Source organism: Nocardioides sp. SYSU D00065, assembly GCF_017916425.1.
Taxonomy (GTDB): Bacteria; Actinomycetota; Actinomycetes; order Propionibacteriales; family Nocardioidaceae; genus Nocardioides.
In genome coordinates this window covers 1,240,725-1,259,832 of sequence record NZ_JAFMSX010000001.1, presented here as the reverse complement: position 1 = coordinate 1,259,832, position 19,108 = coordinate 1,240,725, and the positions used below count along the sequence as shown (strand labels likewise).

Here is a 19,108-nt window from a genome sequence, read left to right as displayed (position 1 = left end):
CCGATGAGGAGCTGTTGACGTGCTGCTGCGACTCGTCCGCACCTACCTCGCGCCCTACCGAGCCCCGCTGGCGGCCGTCGTGGCGCTCCAGTTCGTCGGCACCATGGCCGCGCTCTACCTGCCCAGCCTCAATGCCGACATCATCGACCGGGGCGTCGTCACCGGCGACACCGGCTACATCGTGCGCCACGGCGCGCTGATGCTCGCGGTCTCCCTCGTCCAGATCACCTGCTCGATCGCGGCGGTCTGGTACTCCGCGCGCAACGCGATGGGGTTCGGCCGCGACCTGCGCGCCGCCATCTTCCGCCGGGTCGGGTCGTTCTCGGCCCGGGAGGTGCAGCACTTCGGCGCGCCCTCCCTCATCACCCGCGAGACCAACGACGTGCAGCAGGTGCAGATGCTGGTGCTGATGGGCGGCACCTTGATGGTGTCCGCCCCGATCATGATGGTCGGCGGCATCATCATGGCGGCGCGCGAGGACGTCGGCCTGTCCTGGCTGGTCCTGGCCGTGGTGCCGGTGCTCGGCCTCTCCATCGGTCTGATCGTGCGGCGGATGGTGCCCAGCTTCCGGCTGATGCAGGAGCGCATCGACGAGGTCAACCGGCTGCTGCGCGAGCAGGTCACCGGCGTGCGCGTGGTGCGCGCCTTCGTCCGCGAGCGCCACGAGACGCAGCGGTTCGGTGCCGCCAACGTGCAGCTCACCGAGGTCGCGGTGACGGCGGGTCGCTGGCAGGCGGCGATGTTCCCCACGGTGATGATCGTCGCCAACCTCGCGACCGTGGGTGTGCTGTGGTTCGGCGGGCACCGGGTGGACGGCGGGCACATGGAGGTCGGCGCCCTGACCGCCTACATCTCCTACCTCATGCAGATCGTCATGTCGGTGATGATGGCGATGTTCATGCTGATGATGGTGCCGCGCGCCTCCGTGTGCGCCGACCGGATCAGCGAGGTGCTCGACGCCGAGTCGTCGGTGGTGCCGCCCAGCGACCCGGTGACCGTGCTCCCCGAGCGGCTGTCCCTGGAGCTCGAGAGGGTCACCTTCGCCTACCCCGGGGCCGACCAGCCGGTGCTGCGCGAGGTCTCGCTCGGCGCCCGTCCGGGCGAGACCGTCGCCATCGTCGGCTCGACCGGCGCGGGCAAGACCACGCTCGTGAACCTCGTGCCGCGGCTCTTCGACGCGACCGGCGGCTCGGTCCGCGTGGGCGGCGTCGACGTACGCGACGTGGAGCTCGACGTGTTGTGGTCACGGCTCGGGCTGGTGCCGCAGAAGGCGTTCCTGTTCCGGGGCACGGTCGCGGACAACCTGCGCTACGGCAAGCCCGACGCCACCGAGGACGAGATGTGGGCGGCCCTCGAGATCGCTCAGGCGAGGGAGTTCGTCGAGGCGATGCCCGGCGGCCTCGAGGCCGAGATCGCGCAGGGCGGCTCGAGCCTCAGCGGCGGTCAGCGCCAGCGGATGGCGATCGCGCGTGCGGTGGTCCGCCGCCCGGCCGTCTACCTGTTCGACGACTCCTTGTCCGCGCTCGACCTCAGCACCGACGCCCGCCTGCGCGCCGCGCTGGCACCGGTGACCCGGGAGTCGACGGTGATCATCGTGGCGCAGCGCGTCGCGACCATCCGGCACGCCGACCGCATCGTGGTGCTGGAGGACGGAGCGGTCGTCGGCACCGGCACCCACGACGAGCTGCTCGACGGCTGCGGCACCTACCGCGAGATCGTCGAGTCCCAGCTGACCGCCGAGGAGGTGGCATGAGCACCACCCGGGCGCCGGGCCGGCTCAAGGAGACCGAGCGCGTCCAGTCCGGCGCGGGCGGACCCGGCCGCGGCCCGATGGGCGGGGGGATGATCGGGCAGCGGCCCGACACGTTCTGGCCCTCGCTCAAGCGGCTGCTCGCGCGACTGCATCCGGAGCGGCACAAGGCGTACGCCGTGTTGGTCCTGACACTGCTCAGCGTCCTCGCCACGGCCGTCGGCCCCTGGATCCTGGGCCGTGCCACCGACCTCGTCTTCGCCGGCCTGATCGGCAGGGACGTGCTCGTCGGCGCGACGACGCAGGAGCAGGTCGTCGAGGGGCTGCGCGCCAGCGGGGAGGACAACCGGGCCGACATGCTCGAGTCGATGACGCTCACCGACGGCGTCGACTTCTCCGCGGTCGCGGACGTCCTGCTCGTCGTGCTGGCGGTGTACGTCGCGGCGTCCCTGCTCGCCCTGCTCGGCGGCTACCTCCTCAACGACGTCGTCCAGGGGACCGTGCTGCGGATGCGCTCGGAGGTGGAGGACAAGATCCACCGGCTGCCGCTGGGCTACATCGACAAGCAGCCGCGCGGTGAGCTGCTGAGCCGGGTCACCAACGACATCGACAACGTCAGCCAGACGCTGCAGCAGACGCTGAGCCAGATGCTCAACTCGCTGCTGACCGTCTTCGCGGTGCTGGCGATGATGTTCTGGATCTCGCCGCTGCTGGCGATGGTCGCGCTGGTCTCGGTGCCGATCTCGATGTACGTCGCCGGAGCGGTGATGAAGCGCTCGCAGGGGATGTTCATCGAGCAGTGGCGCCGCACGGGCGCGCTCAACGCCCACATCGAGGAGACCTTCTCCGGCCACTCCATCGTCAAGGTCTTCGGCCGCCGGGCCGAGTCCGAGCGGGTGTTCGCCGAGCAGAACGACGAGCTCTACGAGGCGTCGTACGGTGCGCAGTTCGTGAGCGGGCTGATCATGCCGATCATGATGTTCGTCGGGAACCTCAACTACGTCGTGATCGCGGTCCTGGGCGGCCTGCGGGTGGCCAGCGGCACCATGTCGCTGGGCGACGTGCAGGCGTTCATCCAGTACTCCCGCCAGTTCACCCAGCCACTCACCCAGGTCGCCTCGATGCTCAACCTGCTCCAGTCGGGGGTCGCGTCGGCGGAGCGGGTCTTCGAGCTGCTCGACGCCGTCGAGGAGCCGCCCGAGGCCGCCGGACGGCTGGCGACGGGGGACGGGGCCCGCGGGGAGGTGCGGTTCGAGGACGTGTCGTTCTCCTACGACCCGGACCAGCCGCTGATCTCGGGGCTCTCGCTGGTGGCCGAGCCGGGGAGCACCGTCGCTATCGTCGGACCCACCGGCGCAGGCAAGACGACGATGGTGAACCTGGTGATGCGGTTCTACGACCCGCAGGCGGGCCGCATCCTCCTCGACGGGGTCGACATCACCTCCGTGCCGCGCGGCGTGCTCCGCAGCCGGATCGGGATGGTGCTCCAGGACACCTGGCTCTTCGCGGGCAGCATCCGCGACAACATCGCCTACGGCCGTCCCGACGCCACGGAGGAGCAGGTCCTCGAGGCGGCTCGCGCGACCTTCGTGGACCGCTTCGTCCACTCGCTGCCCGAGGGCTACGACACGGTCATCGACGAGGACGGCTCCAACCTCTCCGCCGGCGAGCGCCAGCTGGTGACGATCGCCCGCGCGTTCCTCTCCGACCCGGCGCTGCTGATCCTGGACGAGGCCACCTCGTCGGTCGACACGCGCACCGAGCTGCTGCTCCAGCAGGCGATGGCGGCGCTGCGTTCGGACCGGACGTCGTTCGTCATCGCGCACCGGCTCTCCACGATCCGCGACGCCGACCTGATCCTCGTCATGGAGGCCGGCTCCATCGTCGAGCAGGGCTCCCACGACGAGCTCCTCGAGGCCGGCGGCGCCTACGCGCGGCTGTACCGCTCGCAGTTCGAGGCACCCCTCGAGCACGAGGTCGGCTGATCGTCGGCCGACGTCCCCGCGCGGTCGGGGCGTCCGCTCGGGCGGCGGTGGAAATGCCGTTGAGCCGGCTCGGCGCGCGACGTACGGTGGTGGCACACGGAAAGGAGGTGATCCGAAGAATGAGTTCTTTTCGGATGAGTGAGGTGGCTGCCCGCTAGGCAGCCCCGGTACGCCGACAGCTGCCGGCGAATCCACTGCAGCCACCCGACCCGCAGGCTCCCGGCGTCATCCTCCGGGGCCCCTCTCCAGGGGCAGCAGGCCTGCGGGTCGCTGCATGTCCGGGGTCGGGCGCCGATGTGGGCCACGTCTCGTGCTCGCTGGTTTCCGGGCCGTCGGTCGTGGGCGTATAGTTGTGGTCAACAACTATTGCGCAGAGCAACCACAATCGAAGGAACGCAGTGACCCAGGCTCCCACCGCCCCCGCCGAGCAGAGCGGGCAGATGACGCACCGCCAGGTGCTCGAGGCCCTCAGCGGGCTCCTCCTCGCGATGTTCGTCGCGATGCTGTCCAGCACGATCGTCAGCAACGCGCTGCCGACCATCGTCGACGACCTCCACGGCAGCCAGACCGGCTACACCTGGGTCGTCGTCGCCACCATGCTCGCGATGACCGCGACCACCCCGATCTGGGGCAAGTTCGCCGACCTCTTCGACAAGAAGCTGCTCGTGCAGTCGGCGCTGGTGATCTTCTCGGTGGGCTCGCTGGCCGCCGGCTTCGCGCCGTCGATGGAGGTGCTGATCGGCGCCCGTGTCGTCCAGGGCCTCGGCGTCGGTGGGCTCACCGCCCTCGTCCAGGTCGTGATCGCCACGATGGTGTCGCCGCGTGAGCGCGGTCGCTACAGCGGCTACATCGGCGCGGTGTTCGCCCTGGCGACGGTCAGCGGGCCGCTCGTCGGTGGTGTCCTGGTGGACACCGTCGGCTGGCGCTGGTGCTTCTTCGCCGGCCTGCCGGTGGCGGCGCTCGCCTTCGTCGTGCTGCAGAAGACCCTGCGCCTGCCGGTGATCAAGCGCGACGTGTCCATCGACTACCTCGGCGCCTTCCTGCTGGTCGGCGGCGTCTCGATCCTGCTGGTCTGGGTCTCGCTGGGCGGGCAGAACTTCGACTGGGTGTCGTGGACCAGCGCGCTCCTCGTCGCCGGCTCCGTGGTGGTGATCGGAGCCGCCATCCACGTCGAGGCCAACGTGGCCAAGGACCCGGTGATCCCGCTGCGGCTGTTCAGGGACCGCACCCTGGCCCTGGCCACGGTGGCGTCGGTGCTCATCGGGGTCGCGATGTTCGGCTCCACGGTCTACCTGAGCCTGTACTTCCAGCGCGCCAAGGACATGAGCCCGACCGAGGCCGGCCTGATGTCGATCTGCATGGTCGGCGGGCTGCTGGTCTCCTCGATCCTCAGCGGACGGATCATCTCGCGCACGGGGATCTGGAAGCGCTGGCTCGTCGGCGGCATGGTCGCCGTCATCGCGGGCATCGGCCTGCTCTCGACCATCGACGCCGACACTCCACTGTGGCGTACGGGCCTGTTCATGGCGGTCCTGGGCCTCGGCCTCGGTGCCACCATGCAGAACCTCGTGCTGGCGGTGCAGAACACCATCGCGCTCGCCGACATGGGCGCCGGCTCCTCGGTCGTGGCCTTCTTCCGCTCGCTGGGCGGCTCGGTCGGCATCGCCGCCCTCGGCGCCGTGCTGGCCCACCAGGTCGCGGACGCCGTCGAGGCCGGGCTGACCTCGCTGCTCGCCGCGCACCCGGAGCTCGCCTCGTCGGTGGGCCACGACACCGGCGGCATCCCGGACGTCTCCGACATGCCGGCGCCGGTCCGCGCGATCTTCGAGAGCGCGTTCGGCGACGCGACCGGGCACATCTTCCTGGTGGCGCTCCCGTTCGCGGTCGGCGCTCTGATCGCCGTGCTGTTCATCAAGGAGGTGCCGCTGCGCACCTCGGTGAAGCGCGACGACGAGCTGCTCGCCGAGGGCGCGCCGCAGGCATGAACGACGCGTCAGAGCGCAGGCGCCACGACGACCTGCGGCGCATCGAGTCCGAGGTGGGCACGCTGATCCGCAGGGTCAAGCGGGTGATGGGGGAGCGGGCTCGCGAGGTCCACCCCGACCTGCACCCGATGACCTACTCGATCCTCGACCACCTGGCGCGCAACGGTCCGATGCGCGGCGCGGACCTCTCGGGCGCCTTCGACATGGACAAGGGAGGCGTCAGCCGTCAGGTCCAGGCGCTCGTCGACCTGGGCCTGGTCGAGCGCCGACCCGATCCCGAGGACCGCCGGGCGATCATGCTCGACGCCAGCGAGGAGGGCCGCAAGCGGCTGGCCGCCATGAGCCGGGTGCGCAGCGAGCGGTTCGACGAGCGGCTCGCCGCCTGGACCGACGCGGAGCTCTCGCAGTTCGCCGCGCAGCTCGCGACGTACAACCGGGCGCTGTCCGAGGACTGACCGGGTGCCCGCTCGAGCGGGCACCCAGGTCAGCGGAGCCAGGCGGCGGTGTCGGGCGGGAGCGTGCCGTCGACCGGGCCGCTGGCCAGCAGCAGCTCGCCCGCCGGCAGCTCGACCGCGGAGTCGCCGCAGTTGAGCACGACCGTCAGCGGGCCGCGCCGGAACGTCAGCACCTCCGGCCCGGCGGAGACGATCTCGACCTCGTCGCCGGCGGTCCAGGCGAAGTCGCGGCGGGTGCGCAGCGCCTCGCGGTAGAACGACAGCGTCGAGGACGGGTCGTCGGCCTGCGCGGCCACGGTGAGCGGTGCCCAGTGCGGGGGCTGCGGGATCCAGGGCTGGCCGGCTCCCGGGCCGAAGCCGTACGGAGCCTCGCTCCCGCTCCACGGGATCGGCACCCGGCACCCGTCGCGGCCGACCTCGCCGGTGCGCAGGTACGACGGGTCCTGACGGTGCTCCGGCGCGACGTCGACCTGCTCGAGGCCGAGCTCCTCGCCCTGGTAGAGGTAGCTGGAGCCGGGCAGCGCGAGCATGGTCAGCGTCGCCGCGCGGGCACGGGCCAGGCCGCGCTCGCCGCCGCCGTAGCGGGTCGCGTGGCGTACGACGTCGTGGTTGCTGAGCACCCACGTCGGGGAGGCCCCGACGGGCGCCACCGCCGCGAGCGTGTCGGTGATGACACCGGCGAACGCCTCGGCGGACCAGGGCGCGAGCAGCCACGCGAAGTTGAAGGCCTGGTCGAGCTCGTCGGGGCGGACGAACGCGGCCATCGACTCCGGCGTCTGGGTCCACGCCTCCGCGACGGCCATCCGGTCCGGTCCGGCCTCGTCGAGGAGCCGGCTCCAGGAGCGGTAGACGTCGTGGACCTCGGGCTGGTCCCACATCGGCTCGTCCTTGAGCTGCCGCTCGACCATGGAGTGCTCGGTGGTGGCGGCGGAGGCGGGGCGCTCGTCCTCGCTCACGACCTGGTCGCGCAGCGACGCCTCCTTGAACAGCCCGTGCGCCACGTCGACCCGGAACCCGTCGACGCCGCGGTCGAGCCAGAAGCGCAGCACGTCCTCGAACATCGCCGGGACCTCGGGGTTGCGCCAGTCGAGGTCGGGCTGGCTGGAGTCGAACAGGTGCAGGTACCACTGGCCGTCTGCGACCTGGGTCCACGCGGGACCACCGAAGACCGACGCCCAGTTGTTGGGAGGCGTGCCGTCGGGGGAGTCGCGGAACAGGTAGCGCGCGCGCTCGGGGCTGCCCGGGCCCGCCGCGAGCGCCGCCTGGAACCACTCGTGCTCCTCGGAGGTGTGGTTGGGCACGAGGTCGACCACGACCCGCAGGCCGAGCTCGTGCGCGCGGGCGACGAGCGCGTCGGCGTCGGCGAGCGTGCCGAACAGCGGGTCGACGTCGCGGTAGTCGGCGACGTCGTAGCCGTGGTCGTGCTGCGGCGAGGTGTAGAACGGCGTGATCCACAGTGCGTCCACCCCGAGGTCGGCCAGGTGCGGCAGGCGCGAGGTGATGCCGGGCAGGTCGCCGATGCCGTCGCCGTCGCTGTCGGCGAAGCTGCGCACGTAGACCTGGTAGACCACCGCGTGGCGCCACCAGTGCGTCTTTGGATCGTTCACATCAGCCATGGACCCATCCTCGCAAACGGACGGACCCAGCGCTCAACCGTGGGCGTCGGTGCGGGGTGCCCGTCCCCCGAACAGCGCCGGGTCGACCGCGATCCACGTGTGCTCGGCGGTGGCGACGACCCGCCCGTCGGCGTCGTAGAGCGTCGAGGCGGTGAAGGTCTTGCGGCCGTCCTGCCCGCGGCCCTCGCCGACCACCACGTGCGGCTCGCCGACGACCGGCAGGTCCTCGACGCGCGCGGTCATCCGGCCGAGGACCATCAGCCGCTCGGTGAGGTCGCCGGCCCAGCCGCCGATGCAGTCGAGGGCCGCCCAGGTGGCGGGCAGCGAGGCGCGGGTCGGCTCGTCCGCCTCCCACTGCTCCGCGGCGACGCTGGCCGGCGGCGTCCAGGCGGCGGCCACGAGGTCTCCGGACGGCGCCGTGCCGACCCGGCCGGGGAAGATCCGCAGCCCGTCGCCCTCCTCGCGCGCGGTGCCACAGACGAAGCAGGTGGGGAACGGGTGGAAGTCGTGCCCCGGGTACGTCGACGCGGCGGCCGCGGCGGTCGCCGGGTCCACCGGCTCCACCTCGGTGAGGTCGCGCCCGGCGGGCTGGGCGGAGGCGACGACCGTCTGCTCGTGGGCGAGCATGGTGACCCCGCCCTCGGTCGTGACGACGAGCGGTGTGTCGAGGGGTGGCGGCCGGCGCAGGGACACCTCGATCGGCTGTGGGGCCGCGCGCCGGGCGCGCGACCCGGGGTCGGTCGCCTCGACGCAGGCGGCCAGCGCACCGGCCGTCCAGCCGCCGTTGCCGGAGTCGGGAGGCCCGCAGAAACGCCGCGGGACGATCAGCTCGCTCACCGGTCTCACTGTGCCACGGGACGAGGCGCGTCGCAGTTGGCCGATGGGACACAATGACCCACGTGAGCGACCTCATCGACACCACCGAGATGTATCTGCGCACGATCTACGAGCTCGTCGAGGAGGGCATCGTCCCGCTGCGCGCCCGCATCGCGGAGCGGCTGCACCAGTCCGGGCCGACCGTGTCGCAGACGGTGGCCCGCATGGAGCGCGACGGGCTGCTGACCGTGGAGGGCGACCGCCACCTCGAGCTCACCGAGGAGGGTCAGCGCCTCGCCACCCGCGTCATGCGCAAGCACCGGCTGGCCGAGCGCCTGCTCACCGACGTCATCGGGCTCGACTGGGAGCTCGTCCACGCCGAGGCCTGCCGGTGGGAGCACGTCATGTCGGAGACCGTCGAGCGGCGCCTGCTCGACCTGCTCGACCACCCCACGGAGTCGCCGTACGGCAACCCGATCCCCGGGCTCGACGAGCTCGGCGACGTTGGCGGCGAGCACTTCATGGACAACGTCGAGCCGCTCTCCGGCGCTGCGGTCGCCGAGGACCAGCGGGTCCACGTCAAGCGCATCTCCGAGGAGATGCAGAAGGACGAGGAGCTCATGGGCCTGCTCCGCCGCGTGGGTGCGCTGCCCGGCAAGACCGTGACCATCGCCCGCACCGACGAGGGCATCCTCATCGGCTCCGGCGGCGAGACCGCGGAGCTGGTCGTCGAGGCCGCCGAGCACATCTTCGTCCGCCGCTGAGATTCTTCGGGGGTGCGGCGGCGGCCGCTATGAGGGATCCCCGGCCGGCCGGGGATTCCTCAGGTTGTCGGCCCTTGCAAGGCCTGACAACCTCAGGGACTGCCTGACAAGCAAGGTCAGGAACTCGCTGCAGCCGACCTCGAGCTTGTACGTCGCCAGCGGGTCGCCGCGGGTCTCGCCGCGGTTGACGATGACGATCGGCGTGCCACCGGCGGCCGCGCGCTTGACGAACCGCAGCCCGCTCATCACCGTCAGGGACGACCCGGCGACCAGCAGGGCGCCGTCGGTGCCAAGCGCCTCGACGGCGGCGTAGCAGCGCGCCACGCGGTCGGCCGGCACGTTCTCGCCGAAGAAGACCACGTCCGGCTTGAGCGGACCGCCACACGCGCAGGGCGGCACCACGAAGTCGTCGGTCTCCTCGAGGTCCACGTCACCGTCGGGGCGGTCGCCCACACCGCCGTGCCGGTCGGCCCACCCCGGGTTGAGCTCGTCGAGGACCTCCGCCAGCGCCGCCCGCGACGATGTACGCCGGCACGCCAGGCAGACGACGTCGGCCACCCGCCCGTGCAGGGCCACCACGCGCCGGGAGCCCGCGGCCTCGTGCAGGCCGTCGACGTTCTGGGTGATCAACAGGTCCGGGTCGAGCGCGGCCAGGGCCCGGTGGCCGTCGTTGGGCAGCGCCCGTCCCATCCGCTGCCAGCCCAGGTGCGACCGTGCCCAGTAGCGCCGCTGCGCCTCGGGAGTGGCGACGAACTCCTGGTAGGTCATCGGCATCCGCGCCGGAGCGCCAGGTCCGCGGTAGTCCGGGATGCCGGAGTCGGTGGACAGGCCGGCGCCGGTCAGCACGACCAGGGGCCGGTCGACCAGCAGGTCGAGGGCCTCGCCCTCGAGCGCGGCCAGGGTCACGCGCCGTACCGCACGCGCGCCCGGGCGCGCGCCTTCTCCGCCTCCACCTCGCGGTTCTTGGGAGGAGCAGTGGTGACCAGGTCGTCGAGCAGGTGCTCGGTGATGTGGGCGATCTCCTTGACCGCGGCGTAGAAGACGGCCTCGTTGGCCTGGGAGGGCTTGGTCGTGCCGGCCACCTTGCGGACGTACTGCAGGGCGGCGGCGGTGACCTCGTCGCGCGTGGCGGGCGGCTCGAAGTTGTTGAGCGGGCGGATGTTGCGGCACATATCGCGAGCGTACGTCCGCGCCCGGCCCCGGATCGAGGCCTCCGGCTCAACCGGAGACGTCGAAGAAGCCGACGTCCTCGCCGGTCACCAGCACCACCCGGCCCGACGCGAGCGGCACCAGCCGTACGTCGGCGACGTCGCTGCCGTGCTCGACCTCGACCATCCGGTTGGTCATCGAGCCGTCGTCGAGCGAGAGCACGGAGACCCACCCGGTGGTGCCGGTCCAGCCCTGGGAGACGACGGTCAGCGCGACCCGCTGGTCGGGCAGCCAGGTGAACTGGCGGGGGTCGGTGCCGGCTCCGGCCACGCTGGTGCGCGGGTAGCGCACGACGTCGATCTGGCGCGGATCCGTGAGGTCGGTGACGTCGAACAGCGCGGCCTGCGCGCCGCGGACCCGCCCGGTGAGCGAGGCGTCCTGCCCGATGCCGATGAGGCGGTGCTCGCCGAGCGGGTGGAGGTACTCCGAGAACCCGGGGATCTTGAGCTCGCCCAGCAGGCGCGGGTCGGCCGGTTCGCTGAGGTCGACGGCGTAGAGCGGGTCGACCTGGCGGAAGGTCACCACGATCGCCAGCTCGTCGAACCAGCGCACCGACTTGATCTCCTCGTCCACACCGAGCTGGTCGACCCGTCCGTCCTCGACCAGGTCGGCGCCCGCCTCGCGCAGGGTGACCACCGAGTTGAAGTTGCCCGTCTCGCTGCTCGGCCCGACCGCGAGCCGCAGCGAGCCCCCGACCGCGTCCATCGACCACCGGTCGGCGATGGTCCCCTCCACCTCGCCGGAGGCGACGTACGTCGCGTCCATCCCGTCGAGGGCGAAGGCGAAGATCGGCGTGGTGCCGCTGGGGGAGCCGCCGGCCCACCGGCAGTCGATGCACTCGGTCCACCCCCACGCCGGCGCCGCAGCCGCGAGGTAGAAGCGGTCGGTGGAGAAGTAGGCGGTGCCCGAGTCCGTGGCGACGGCCGTCGTGCTGCGCTCGGTCGGTGCGACGGGGTCGAAGGCGAGGACCGTCGTGGTGCCCAGCGCGAGCTCCTCGTCGTCGGGGACCGCGACGTCCTCGCAGTCCACGACCGGCTCGCCGGCCACGCTCGGCAGCCAGTCGGCCAGCGTGGTGTCGCGGACCAGCCCGCGGTTGCGCAACCGCGAGCGGATCTCGCCGAAGGTCCCGTCGGGGTGGGAGAAGTCCAGCTCGGGCAGCCCGTTCTGCAGCACCACGCGGACCACGTCGCCGTGCAGCCGCACCGCGGAGGCACGACCGCGGACCGTGGTGGCGTCCACGACGCTCGGCGAGGTCGGGTCGGCGAGGTCGACGGTCGTGATCGTCGACTCCCAGCCGTCCGAGGACGTCCCGATCACCACCGCGCGCCCGTCGACGAGCACCAGCTCCCCGCCCGGGTCGCCCGGCCACCGCTCGCCGCCGGCGACGTCGAGGTCGGTGGTGGAGAGGAGCCGCGGCTCGCCGCCGGCGACGTCGTAGGCGAGCAGCTCCCCGTCGCGCATCCGCAGCAGCAGCGAGCCCGACACCTTGACCACGTCGGACTCGTCGACGCCGACCTCCTGGACGTTGGTGCCCGACTCGTTGCTGGCGGAGCGGGACGTCGCGACCGTGGACTGCTCCATACCCGACGACGCGGCCTCCGAGGTCGCGGTCGCGTCCCCGGACTGCATCGAGAAGAACGGGGCGTCGCCGCCCCAGCCGTAGGGGCCGACCTGCTCGAGCGCCCGGTCGACGTAGGAGTCGAGGAGCTCCTCGCAGCTCGCCGCGACCGCCAGGTCGGCGTTGGCGAGCGAGATCGGCGGCGAGGTCGGCGGGCCGCCATCGGGTTCGGAGCCGACCACGTAGCCGAGGGCGGCGGCGGCGCTCAGGCTGGCGACGGCAGCGATGCTGGTGGTGATCCTGCGCAGGCTCATGGTCGTGGGACGGCCCGTCGGGACGCGCGGTTCCGCGTGGCACGATGGCGCGATGAGCGACCGACCCCTGGATCTCGTGCTCTTCGGCGCCACCGGGTTCACCGGCGGCCTCACCGCGGACTACCTCGCCGCGCACGCGCCGGCCGGCCTGCGGTGGGCGATCGCGGGTCGCAACGCCGAGAGGCTGGAGGCCGTACGCCGACGGCTGGGCGGCGACGTGCAGGTGCTGGTCGCGGAATCGACGGACGCGGCAGCGCTGTCCGACGTGGTCAGGCAGGCGCGCGTGGTCGCCACGACGATCGGTCCCTACCTCCAGCACGGCGGGCCGCTCGTGGCTGCGTGCGCGGAGGCGGGCACCGACTACTGCGACCTCACCGGCGAGCCCGAGTTCGTCGATCGCACCTACCTCGAGCACCACCGGACCGCCTCGCGCACCGGCGCACGGCTCGTGCACGCGTGTGGGTTCGACTCGATCCCGCACGACATCGGCGCCTACTACACCGTGCAGCAGCTGCCGTCCGACGAGCCGATCACCCTGCGCGGCGTCGTGCGCGCCGGCGGCGCCATGTCCGGCGGGACCTTCCACTCCGCGCTCGACCAGTTCTCCCGCGCGCGGGAGATGAGGAAGACCTACGCGGCGCGACGGCGTGCCGAGGCGCGCCCCGAGGGGCGCTCGTCGCGCTCGGTCAGCGGTAAGCCGCACCGCGACCCGGTGCTGGGCTACTGGCTGCTCCCGCTGCCGACCATCGACCCGATCGTCGTGGCGCGCAGCGGGGCGGCGCTGCCGGCGTACGGTCCGGAGTTCCGCTACTCCCACTGGGCCGGCACCACGACCCTGCGCTACGCCGCGGGCGGGGCCGCGGCCGCGGGTGCGCTCAGCCTCGCCGCACAGGTCGCACCGCTGCGCGAGCTCCTCAAGAGCAAGGTGCCGCAGGGGTCGGGGCCGGACCCGGCCCGGCGGGAGAAGTCGTGGTTCACCGTCGACTTCGTCGGGGAGGCCGGCGGGCGGACGGTCCGCACCCGTGTCTCGGGCGGCGACCCGGGCTACACCGAGACGGCGAAGATGCTCGCCGAGGCCGCGCTGTGCCTCGCCTTCGACGACAACCCGGCGACCGCCGGGCAGGTCACGCCGGCCCAGGCGATGGGCGACGCGCTGCTGGCCCGGCTCCAGGCGGCGGGGATGAGGTTCGAGACGCTCTGACGGAGGTCGTCGGAGCCGCCCTCCGATTCCCATCGGGCGCTCGGGGCATGCCGGCCCGGATCCTCCAGCCCACCAGTGCCTCCGGTCGCGTGAGGGGGAGCGACAGGCCCTGAACGAGCCGCACGACTCCTGACACCGTGGGCCCGTTCGCCTCCCGTCGCCGCGACCCGCGCGGTGACACCGATCAGCAGGAGGATGCGATGCCCCGCACCCACACCGACCCCCGACGCCCTCGCCCCTCGAGGCGGTGGGGCCGCCGGGTCCTGAGGCTGGGCGTGGTCGGCGCCGTCTCGTGCAGCGCGGTCGTGGTCGTCGCCAACGTCGTCGTGGTGGCCCGCACCGACGACGACGTGCGGAGCGACGCCGACGACCTCGATCCTGCCCAGGTGGTCATCGTCCCCGGGTCTCGGGTGCGCGAGGACGGATCACTGGGCGCGGTCGTGGCCGAGCGCGTCGAGGCCGCGGTGGAGCTCCACCGCGCGGGCGCGGTCCAGAAGGTGCTCGTGTCGGGCGACAACGGCACCGTCGCGTACAACGAGACCGATGCGATGCGCGAGGCCGTGCTCGCGGCGGGTGTGCCCGCGGAGGACGTGTTCACCGACTACGCCGGGTTCAGCACCTGGCACACCATGCGCCGGGCGCGCGACGTCTTCGCCGTCGAGAGCGCGGTGGTCGTCACCCAGAGCGCGTACGTCGCCCGCGCCGTCGACCTCGGGCAGGCCGCCGGCATCGACACCCAGGGCTACGTCGTCCGAGAAGGTGGCCGCCGCGGACGCGAGCTGCTCGCGAGGGTGCGCGGGCTCGGCGAGGCGACCTGGCGCCCGGACGTCGTCGGTGGGCCGGTCATCCCGATCACCGGCGACGGCCGAGCCTCGTGGGCCGCCGGCACGGCGGACTGATCGCGCCTGCCTCGCCTCGCCCGGCTGTCGGGTCCGGCCCGGCCCGCCGGTGACGACGAGCCGGGCCGGCGGGGACTGCGGTCAGCCGAGTGCCGCTGGGCTCGGCTCGCGGTTCGCCTGCGCGTCTCTCTCAGGCGGTGTCCAGGTGGTCGCGACCTCGGCCTCGATGGTCGGCAGCAGGCGGTCGAGCCAGGCCGGGAGCCACCAGTTCCGGTGACCGAGCATGGTCATGGTGGCCGGGACGAGCACGAGGCGGACGACGGTGGCGTCGAGGAGGACGGCGACGGCCATGCCCAGGCCGAGCTGGCGCACGATGAGGTCCGACTCGGTGGCGAAGCCGAAGAACACCGCGACCATGACCGCGGCGGCGGTGGAGATGACGCGTCCGGTGCCGGCGACGCCGCGCACGACGCTGCCGCGGGCGTCCCTCGTGTGCAGCCAGTCCTCCCGGATGCGTGAGAGGAGGAAGACCTCGTAGTCCATGGACAGGCCGAACAGGATCGCGAACATCAGGATCGGCAGCCAGCTGGAGACCGGCATGGCGTGGTCGAGACCGACCAGGTCGGTGCCCCACCCCCACTGGAACACCGCGACCACGACGCCGTACGCGGCGCCGATGGACAGCATGTTGAGGGCTGCTGCCTTCAGGGGCACCAGCACCGAGCGGAACATGGCGGCCAGCAGCAGCACCGACACCGCCACGACGCAGGCGACCACCAGCCACATCCGGTCCGCGAGCAGAACGGCGATGTCGGACTGCAGGGCGGTGTTGCCGGAGATGGCGACGCCGTCGAGATCGGCGCGCAGCTGCTCCAGCAGCTCGGGCGTCCGCGCGTCGGAGGGACCGAAGGCGGGTTGGACCTCGAGGACCGCGACCTCTCCGCCCGGCGAGACGACCGGCTCACTGACCGCGACGACGTCCTCGGCCTCGCCGAGCTGCTCCGCGACACGGGACACGCCGCGGTCGCCGACCGCCTCACGGTCGACCACCACGGTGAGCGGCGCGTTGGCGCCCGCGCCGTACTCGGCGGCGATGATGTCGTACGCCTGTCGGGTGGTGTCCTCGGTGGGGTTGTTGGAGACGTCCCGCGGCCAGGTCCGCATCGCCAGGGTGGGGGCGGCCAGGGTGAGCAGCAGCGTGACGGTGACCAGCGTCCAGGCGAGGGGCCGGCGGGCGACGGTGGCGGCCCACCGTGCGGTCCAGGGATCGCGTGCCGGCCGCTGGCGGCGCGGCGGCAGGCCCAGCCGCTCGCGGCGCGGCAGCATGCGTCGACCGAGCAGCCCGCACGCGGCAGGCACCAGGGTGAGTGCGGCTGCGGCGACGGAGACCACGGCGATGCCGGTGGCGAAGCCGTACGACGAGTAGATCGGCAGGCCCGCGAGGCGCAGTCCCATCAGCGAGACCAGGACGATGGCCGAGGCGAACACCACCGAGCGGCCGGCCGTGACCGTCGACCGGGCGGCGGCCTCGACGACGGGGACGCCGGCGCGCAGGAACTCCTGGTGGCGGGTGACCAGCAGCAGCGCGTAGTCGATGCCCACGCCGAGGCCGACCATCATGGCCACCGTCGGCGCGGTCGTGCTGACGCTCGTCGCGGCGGCCAGCAGGGTCACCCCCATCGCGGACACGCCGACCCCCACCATCGCGACCACGAGCGGCAGTCCGGCGGCCACGATCGTGCCGAGCACGAGGGTCATCAGGATGAGCGCGACCGTCACGCCGATGAGCTCGCCGGTGCCCTGGATCTCACCGACGGCGGTGTTGGGCAGCTCCCCGCCGAACTCGACCTGCAGGCCGCCGTCCGCCACCTCCGCGACGTCCGCGACGGCCGACTCCAGCGACGCCAGGCCCGCGCCCCCGGCGAGGTCGGGGTCGGTGACCGGCACGTCGAGCACCACGGTGAGGATCGCTGTGTCGCGATCGTCGGACCACCGTGGTGGGGAGACCGAGGTGACGTGGTCGACCTCGCCCAGGCTGCGGGCCAGGCCGTCCAGGACGCCTTCGCCCACCGCCTCGCCCCCGGGGTCGTGGACCACGGTCTGGGCCGAGCTGCCTGCGGTGGCCGAGGCCGGGAAGCTCTCGCGCAGCTGCTCGACGCCGACCTGGGCAGGGGCGCCGTCGATGTCGAAGTCGTCCTGCGGGGTGCCGCCGAAGGCGCCGGCGGTCGCCACGGTGGCGGCGGCGATGACGAGCCACGCCGCGAAGGTGCGCCACGGGTGGGCGGCCGTGCTGCGGCCGAGGAGGTGGAGGAAGCGGGTCATGATCGGTCCTTTGGGATGGGCGCTGGTGCGCGGATGTCGTCAGGGCAGGCCAGTGCGGATCGGCAGGCCACAGCCAGGTGGCAGGGCGAGGCGAGGCAGGCGAGGGCGAAGCCAGAGGTGAGGTGGCAGGGCAGAGCACCTGCGCGGGATGAGGTGGGGCTGTGGGCATGGCACAGCAGGCCAGGGCCCGGACGGGCGAGGCGGCAGGGACGGCGGCCGCGCGTCAGCACGCGAGCCGGGTCAGGAGGCGGTCAGGGGGTCGACATGACCTGGGCGCCGATCACGGTGAGCAGCTGCAGCTTCTCGTAGCTCTCGGTGCCGGGGTCGGCGGTGTACACCAGGAGCCGGTGCGACTGGTGGGGGTCCAGCAGGACTTGGCAGTTGAGGTCGAGCCGCCCGACCTGGGGATGCTGGAAGCGCTTGACCTCGTCGGGCTCGACCCCGATCTCGTGGTCGGCCCAGAGGGTGCGGAACTCCTCGCTCTGCTCGAGCAGGAGGTCGGCGAGCTCGGCCGCGCGCGAGCGAGGTCCGCGCACGGCGGCGATGCCGCGCAGGCCGGCGGCGTACATGCGGGAGAGGAACTCGTGGTCCTCGGGCACGTAGATGTCGCGGCTCGCGAGGTCGGTGAACCAGCGGTAGCCGTTGCTGCGGGCGGGCCCGCTGTAGCGGGTCCAGTCGCCCACGAGCGCGACCCTGGGCGGGGTCTGCCGCAGCGTCTCGCCCAGCTCGGTGACGATCTCCGCCGGGGTGTCGGCGAGGCGGTCGAAGATGCGCAGCATGCCGGGGCTGACGTGCTCGCTGCTGGCGCCCCGGGTGGGGGGCTGGTGACCGGCGAGGCGGAACAGGTGGTCCCGCTCGGCCACGGTCAGGTGCAGGCCCTGGGCGATCGAGGCGACCATCTGCTCCGAGGGCTGAGGGCCGCGCTCCTGCTCGAGGCGGGAGTAGTAGTCGGTCGACATGTGGCACAGCACGGCCACCTCCTCGCGGCGCAGGCCGCGGGTGCGACGTCGTGGCCCGCGGGGCATCCCGACGTCCTCGGGTTGCAGCGCCTCACGGCGGCGGCGCAGGAACTCCGCCAGCTGGGTCCGGTCGATCATCGTGTGCCTCCTACGCCGGCGGGTGCGCCGGGCTGCTCGGATGTTGTCTACCTGGTCCTGCGCTGCACCGGTACGTCAGGCAGCAGGCGGGCGCGGCAGACGGGTGACCGGCCGGTCCGACGGCTGGCTGCCGTCCTGGCCGGCGGGGAAGGCGACCCCGGTGAGCCTCTCGGACTCCAGCCAGACGCGCTGGGCTTCGTCGACGTCGCGCAGCGGCTTGTACATCTGCTGCTGGGCGGGTGCCCCGCTCATGTGCTGGAACCCGCTGGGTCCGTAGAGCGCGCCGCCCTCGGCGTCGGGCGAGGTGGCCGCGAGCAGAGCCGGAAGCCCGGCCGTGCGGGGAGTGCCCGCCAGGATCCCGCGCTTGGACAGGGCGCGGATCAGCCGCACCGCGCCGGTGTCGCGCTGGCGGCCGAGCTCGGGTCGGGCCGAGAGCAGGCTGGTGGGAGCGACCCCGGGGTGCGAGAGGTTGCTGGTGATCCCCCAGCCGAGCGCCTTGCTGCGGCGGTCGAGCTCGAGGCCGAAGAGTCCGAACGCGATCTTGGACTGGCGGTAGGCCTTCATCGGGTCGTAGGAGCGCTCCCAGTCGAGGTCCTCCCAGTTGATGGTGCCGCTGCTGGCCGCGACGCTGATCTGCGAGGTCACCCGCGCCCGGCCGGCCTGCAGCAGCGGCAACAGGTGCGCCACGAGGGCGACGTGCCCGAGGTGGTTGGTGGCCAGCTGCAGCTCGTGGCCGTCGGCGGTCGCCTGCCGGGTCGGCGGTGTCATCACGCCGGCGTTGTTGACGAGCACGTGGATCGGCGCGCCCTCGGAACGGAGCGCCTCCCCGAGGGTGGCGACGGACTCCAGCGAGGACAGGTCGAGGGACTCGAGCACGACGGTGGCGCCCGGCGTGGCGGCGCGGATCTCGGCGGCTGCCGACTGACCCTTGCCGAGGTTGCGCACCGGCAGGACGAGCTCGGCACCCGCTGCGGCGAGGCGCTTGGCGATCTCGAGGCCGATGCCGTCGCTTCCTCCTGTCACCAGGGCGCGTCTGCCGGAGAGGTCCGGGACGGTGATGTCGATGGCGGTTCGAGGCATGCTGTCGCTCCTGTTGGTCGTCGAGGGCTGTGTGCAGCAGCGGCGCCGTGCGGCTCCGGTGCTGCGTGGACCAACGGTCGCGCAGATCCGCGACGTTATTCAGGGCCTGCCGGTCCC

The 19,108-nt window shown here is 72.6% G+C and carries 15 protein-coding genes; 7 read left to right on the top strand and 8 right to left on the bottom strand.

Features of this window, described 5'->3' with window-relative positions:
* Positions 1–19: 19 nt before the first annotated feature.
* From J3P41_RS05970 to J3P41_RS05955, 4 genes are all read left to right on the top strand, one after another.
* Positions 20–1,753, top strand: coding sequence for an ABC transporter ATP-binding protein (locus J3P41_RS05970; protein WP_210649268.1), 1,734 nt, complete (start codon positions 20–22; stop codon positions 1,751–1,753).
* The gene (locus tag J3P41_RS05965; RefSeq protein ID WP_210649267.1) at positions 1,750–3,735 is read left to right on the top strand and encodes an ABC transporter ATP-binding protein; all 1,986 of its coding nucleotides are present in this window, start codon (positions 1,750–1,752) and stop codon (positions 3,733–3,735) included. Before J3P41_RS05970 ends, J3P41_RS05965 begins: the two co-directional genes overlap by 4 nt.
* Before the next feature lie 398 nt (positions 3,736–4,133).
* A complete protein-coding gene (locus J3P41_RS05960) occupies positions 4,134–5,720 on the top strand; it encodes an MDR family MFS transporter (RefSeq protein ID WP_307861848.1) in 1,587 nt (528 codons plus the stop codon).
* Positions 5,717–6,175: a MarR family winged helix-turn-helix transcriptional regulator gene (locus tag J3P41_RS05955; RefSeq protein WP_210649266.1), complete on the top strand. Its 459-nt coding sequence runs from the start codon at positions 5,717–5,719 to the stop codon at positions 6,173–6,175. The genes J3P41_RS05960 and J3P41_RS05955 overlap by 4 nt, the downstream gene beginning before the upstream one ends.
* A 29-nt stretch (positions 6,176–6,204) precedes the next feature.
* Here the strand turns inward: J3P41_RS05955 and J3P41_RS05950 are convergent, their stop codons facing one another.
* Complete coding sequence (locus tag J3P41_RS05950) at positions 6,205–7,791, bottom strand: glycoside hydrolase family 13 protein (protein WP_210649265.1); 1,587 nt, start codon at positions 7,789–7,791, stop codon at positions 6,205–6,207.
* Positions 7,792–7,824: 33 nt separating this feature from the next.
* Positions 7,825–8,628, bottom strand: coding sequence for a hypothetical protein (locus J3P41_RS05945; RefSeq protein WP_210649264.1), 804 nt, complete (start codon positions 8,626–8,628; stop codon positions 7,825–7,827).
* A 62-nt stretch (positions 8,629–8,690) separates the two neighbouring features.
* On the opposite strand from J3P41_RS05945, the gene J3P41_RS05940 reads away from it, so the two are divergent.
* Positions 8,691–9,371, top strand: a complete 681-nt coding sequence (locus tag J3P41_RS05940; RefSeq protein ID WP_210649263.1) for a metal-dependent transcriptional regulator — start codon at positions 8,691–8,693, stop codon at positions 9,369–9,371.
* 27 nt (positions 9,372–9,398) lie between these two features.
* Here J3P41_RS05940 and J3P41_RS05935 read toward each other — a convergent pair whose 3' ends face one another.
* Genes J3P41_RS05935 through J3P41_RS05925 form a run of 3 tightly spaced genes read right to left on the bottom strand, consistent with a single transcriptional unit; the run spans position 9,399 to position 12,452 of the window.
* The gene (locus tag J3P41_RS05935; protein WP_210649262.1) at positions 9,399–10,277 is read right to left on the bottom strand and encodes a Sir2 family NAD-dependent protein deacetylase; all 879 of its coding nucleotides are present in this window, start codon (positions 10,275–10,277) and stop codon (positions 9,399–9,401) included.
* On the bottom strand, positions 10,274–10,543 hold the full coding sequence (locus tag J3P41_RS05930) for a DUF2277 domain-containing protein (RefSeq protein WP_210649261.1): 270 nt from the start codon (positions 10,541–10,543) through the stop codon (positions 10,274–10,276). The genes J3P41_RS05935 and J3P41_RS05930 overlap by 4 nt, the downstream gene beginning before the upstream one ends.
* A gap of 46 nt (positions 10,544–10,589) precedes the next feature.
* On the bottom strand, positions 10,590–12,452 hold the full coding sequence (locus J3P41_RS05925) for a beta-propeller domain-containing protein (RefSeq protein WP_210649260.1): 1,863 nt from the start codon (positions 12,450–12,452) through the stop codon (positions 10,590–10,592).
* A gap of 52 nt (positions 12,453–12,504) precedes the next feature.
* Between J3P41_RS05925 and J3P41_RS05920 the strand changes: the two genes are divergently transcribed.
* Together J3P41_RS05920 and J3P41_RS05915 are read left to right on the top strand one after the other, a co-directional pair.
* Entirely contained in the window at positions 12,505–13,653 is a 1,149-nt protein-coding gene (locus J3P41_RS05920; RefSeq protein ID WP_210649259.1) for a trans-acting enoyl reductase family protein, read from the top strand.
* A gap of 200 nt (positions 13,654–13,853) precedes the next feature.
* Complete coding sequence (locus tag J3P41_RS05915) at positions 13,854–14,552, top strand: vancomycin high temperature exclusion protein (protein ID WP_210649258.1); 699 nt, start codon at positions 13,854–13,856, stop codon at positions 14,550–14,552.
* Positions 14,553–14,633: 81 nt separating this feature from the next.
* Here J3P41_RS05915 and J3P41_RS05910 read toward each other — a convergent pair whose 3' ends face one another.
* The 3 genes from J3P41_RS05910 to J3P41_RS05900 form a co-directional block, all read right to left on the bottom strand.
* Positions 14,634–16,814 (bottom strand): MMPL family transporter, encoded by a 2,181-nt coding sequence (locus J3P41_RS05910; protein ID WP_210649257.1) that lies wholly within the window; start codon positions 16,812–16,814, stop codon positions 14,634–14,636.
* Between the two features lie 251 nt (positions 16,815–17,065).
* Positions 17,066–17,911 carry a helix-turn-helix transcriptional regulator gene (locus tag J3P41_RS05905; protein WP_246861465.1) on the bottom strand — a complete coding sequence of 282 codons (846 nt, stop codon included), beginning with the start codon at positions 17,909–17,911 and terminating at the stop codon, positions 17,066–17,068.
* A gap of 75 nt (positions 17,912–17,986) precedes the next feature.
* The gene (locus J3P41_RS05900) at positions 17,987–18,991 is read right to left on the bottom strand and encodes an SDR family oxidoreductase (protein WP_210649256.1); all 1,005 of its coding nucleotides are present in this window, start codon (positions 18,989–18,991) and stop codon (positions 17,987–17,989) included.
* Between the last annotated feature and the right edge of the window lie 117 nt (positions 18,992–19,108).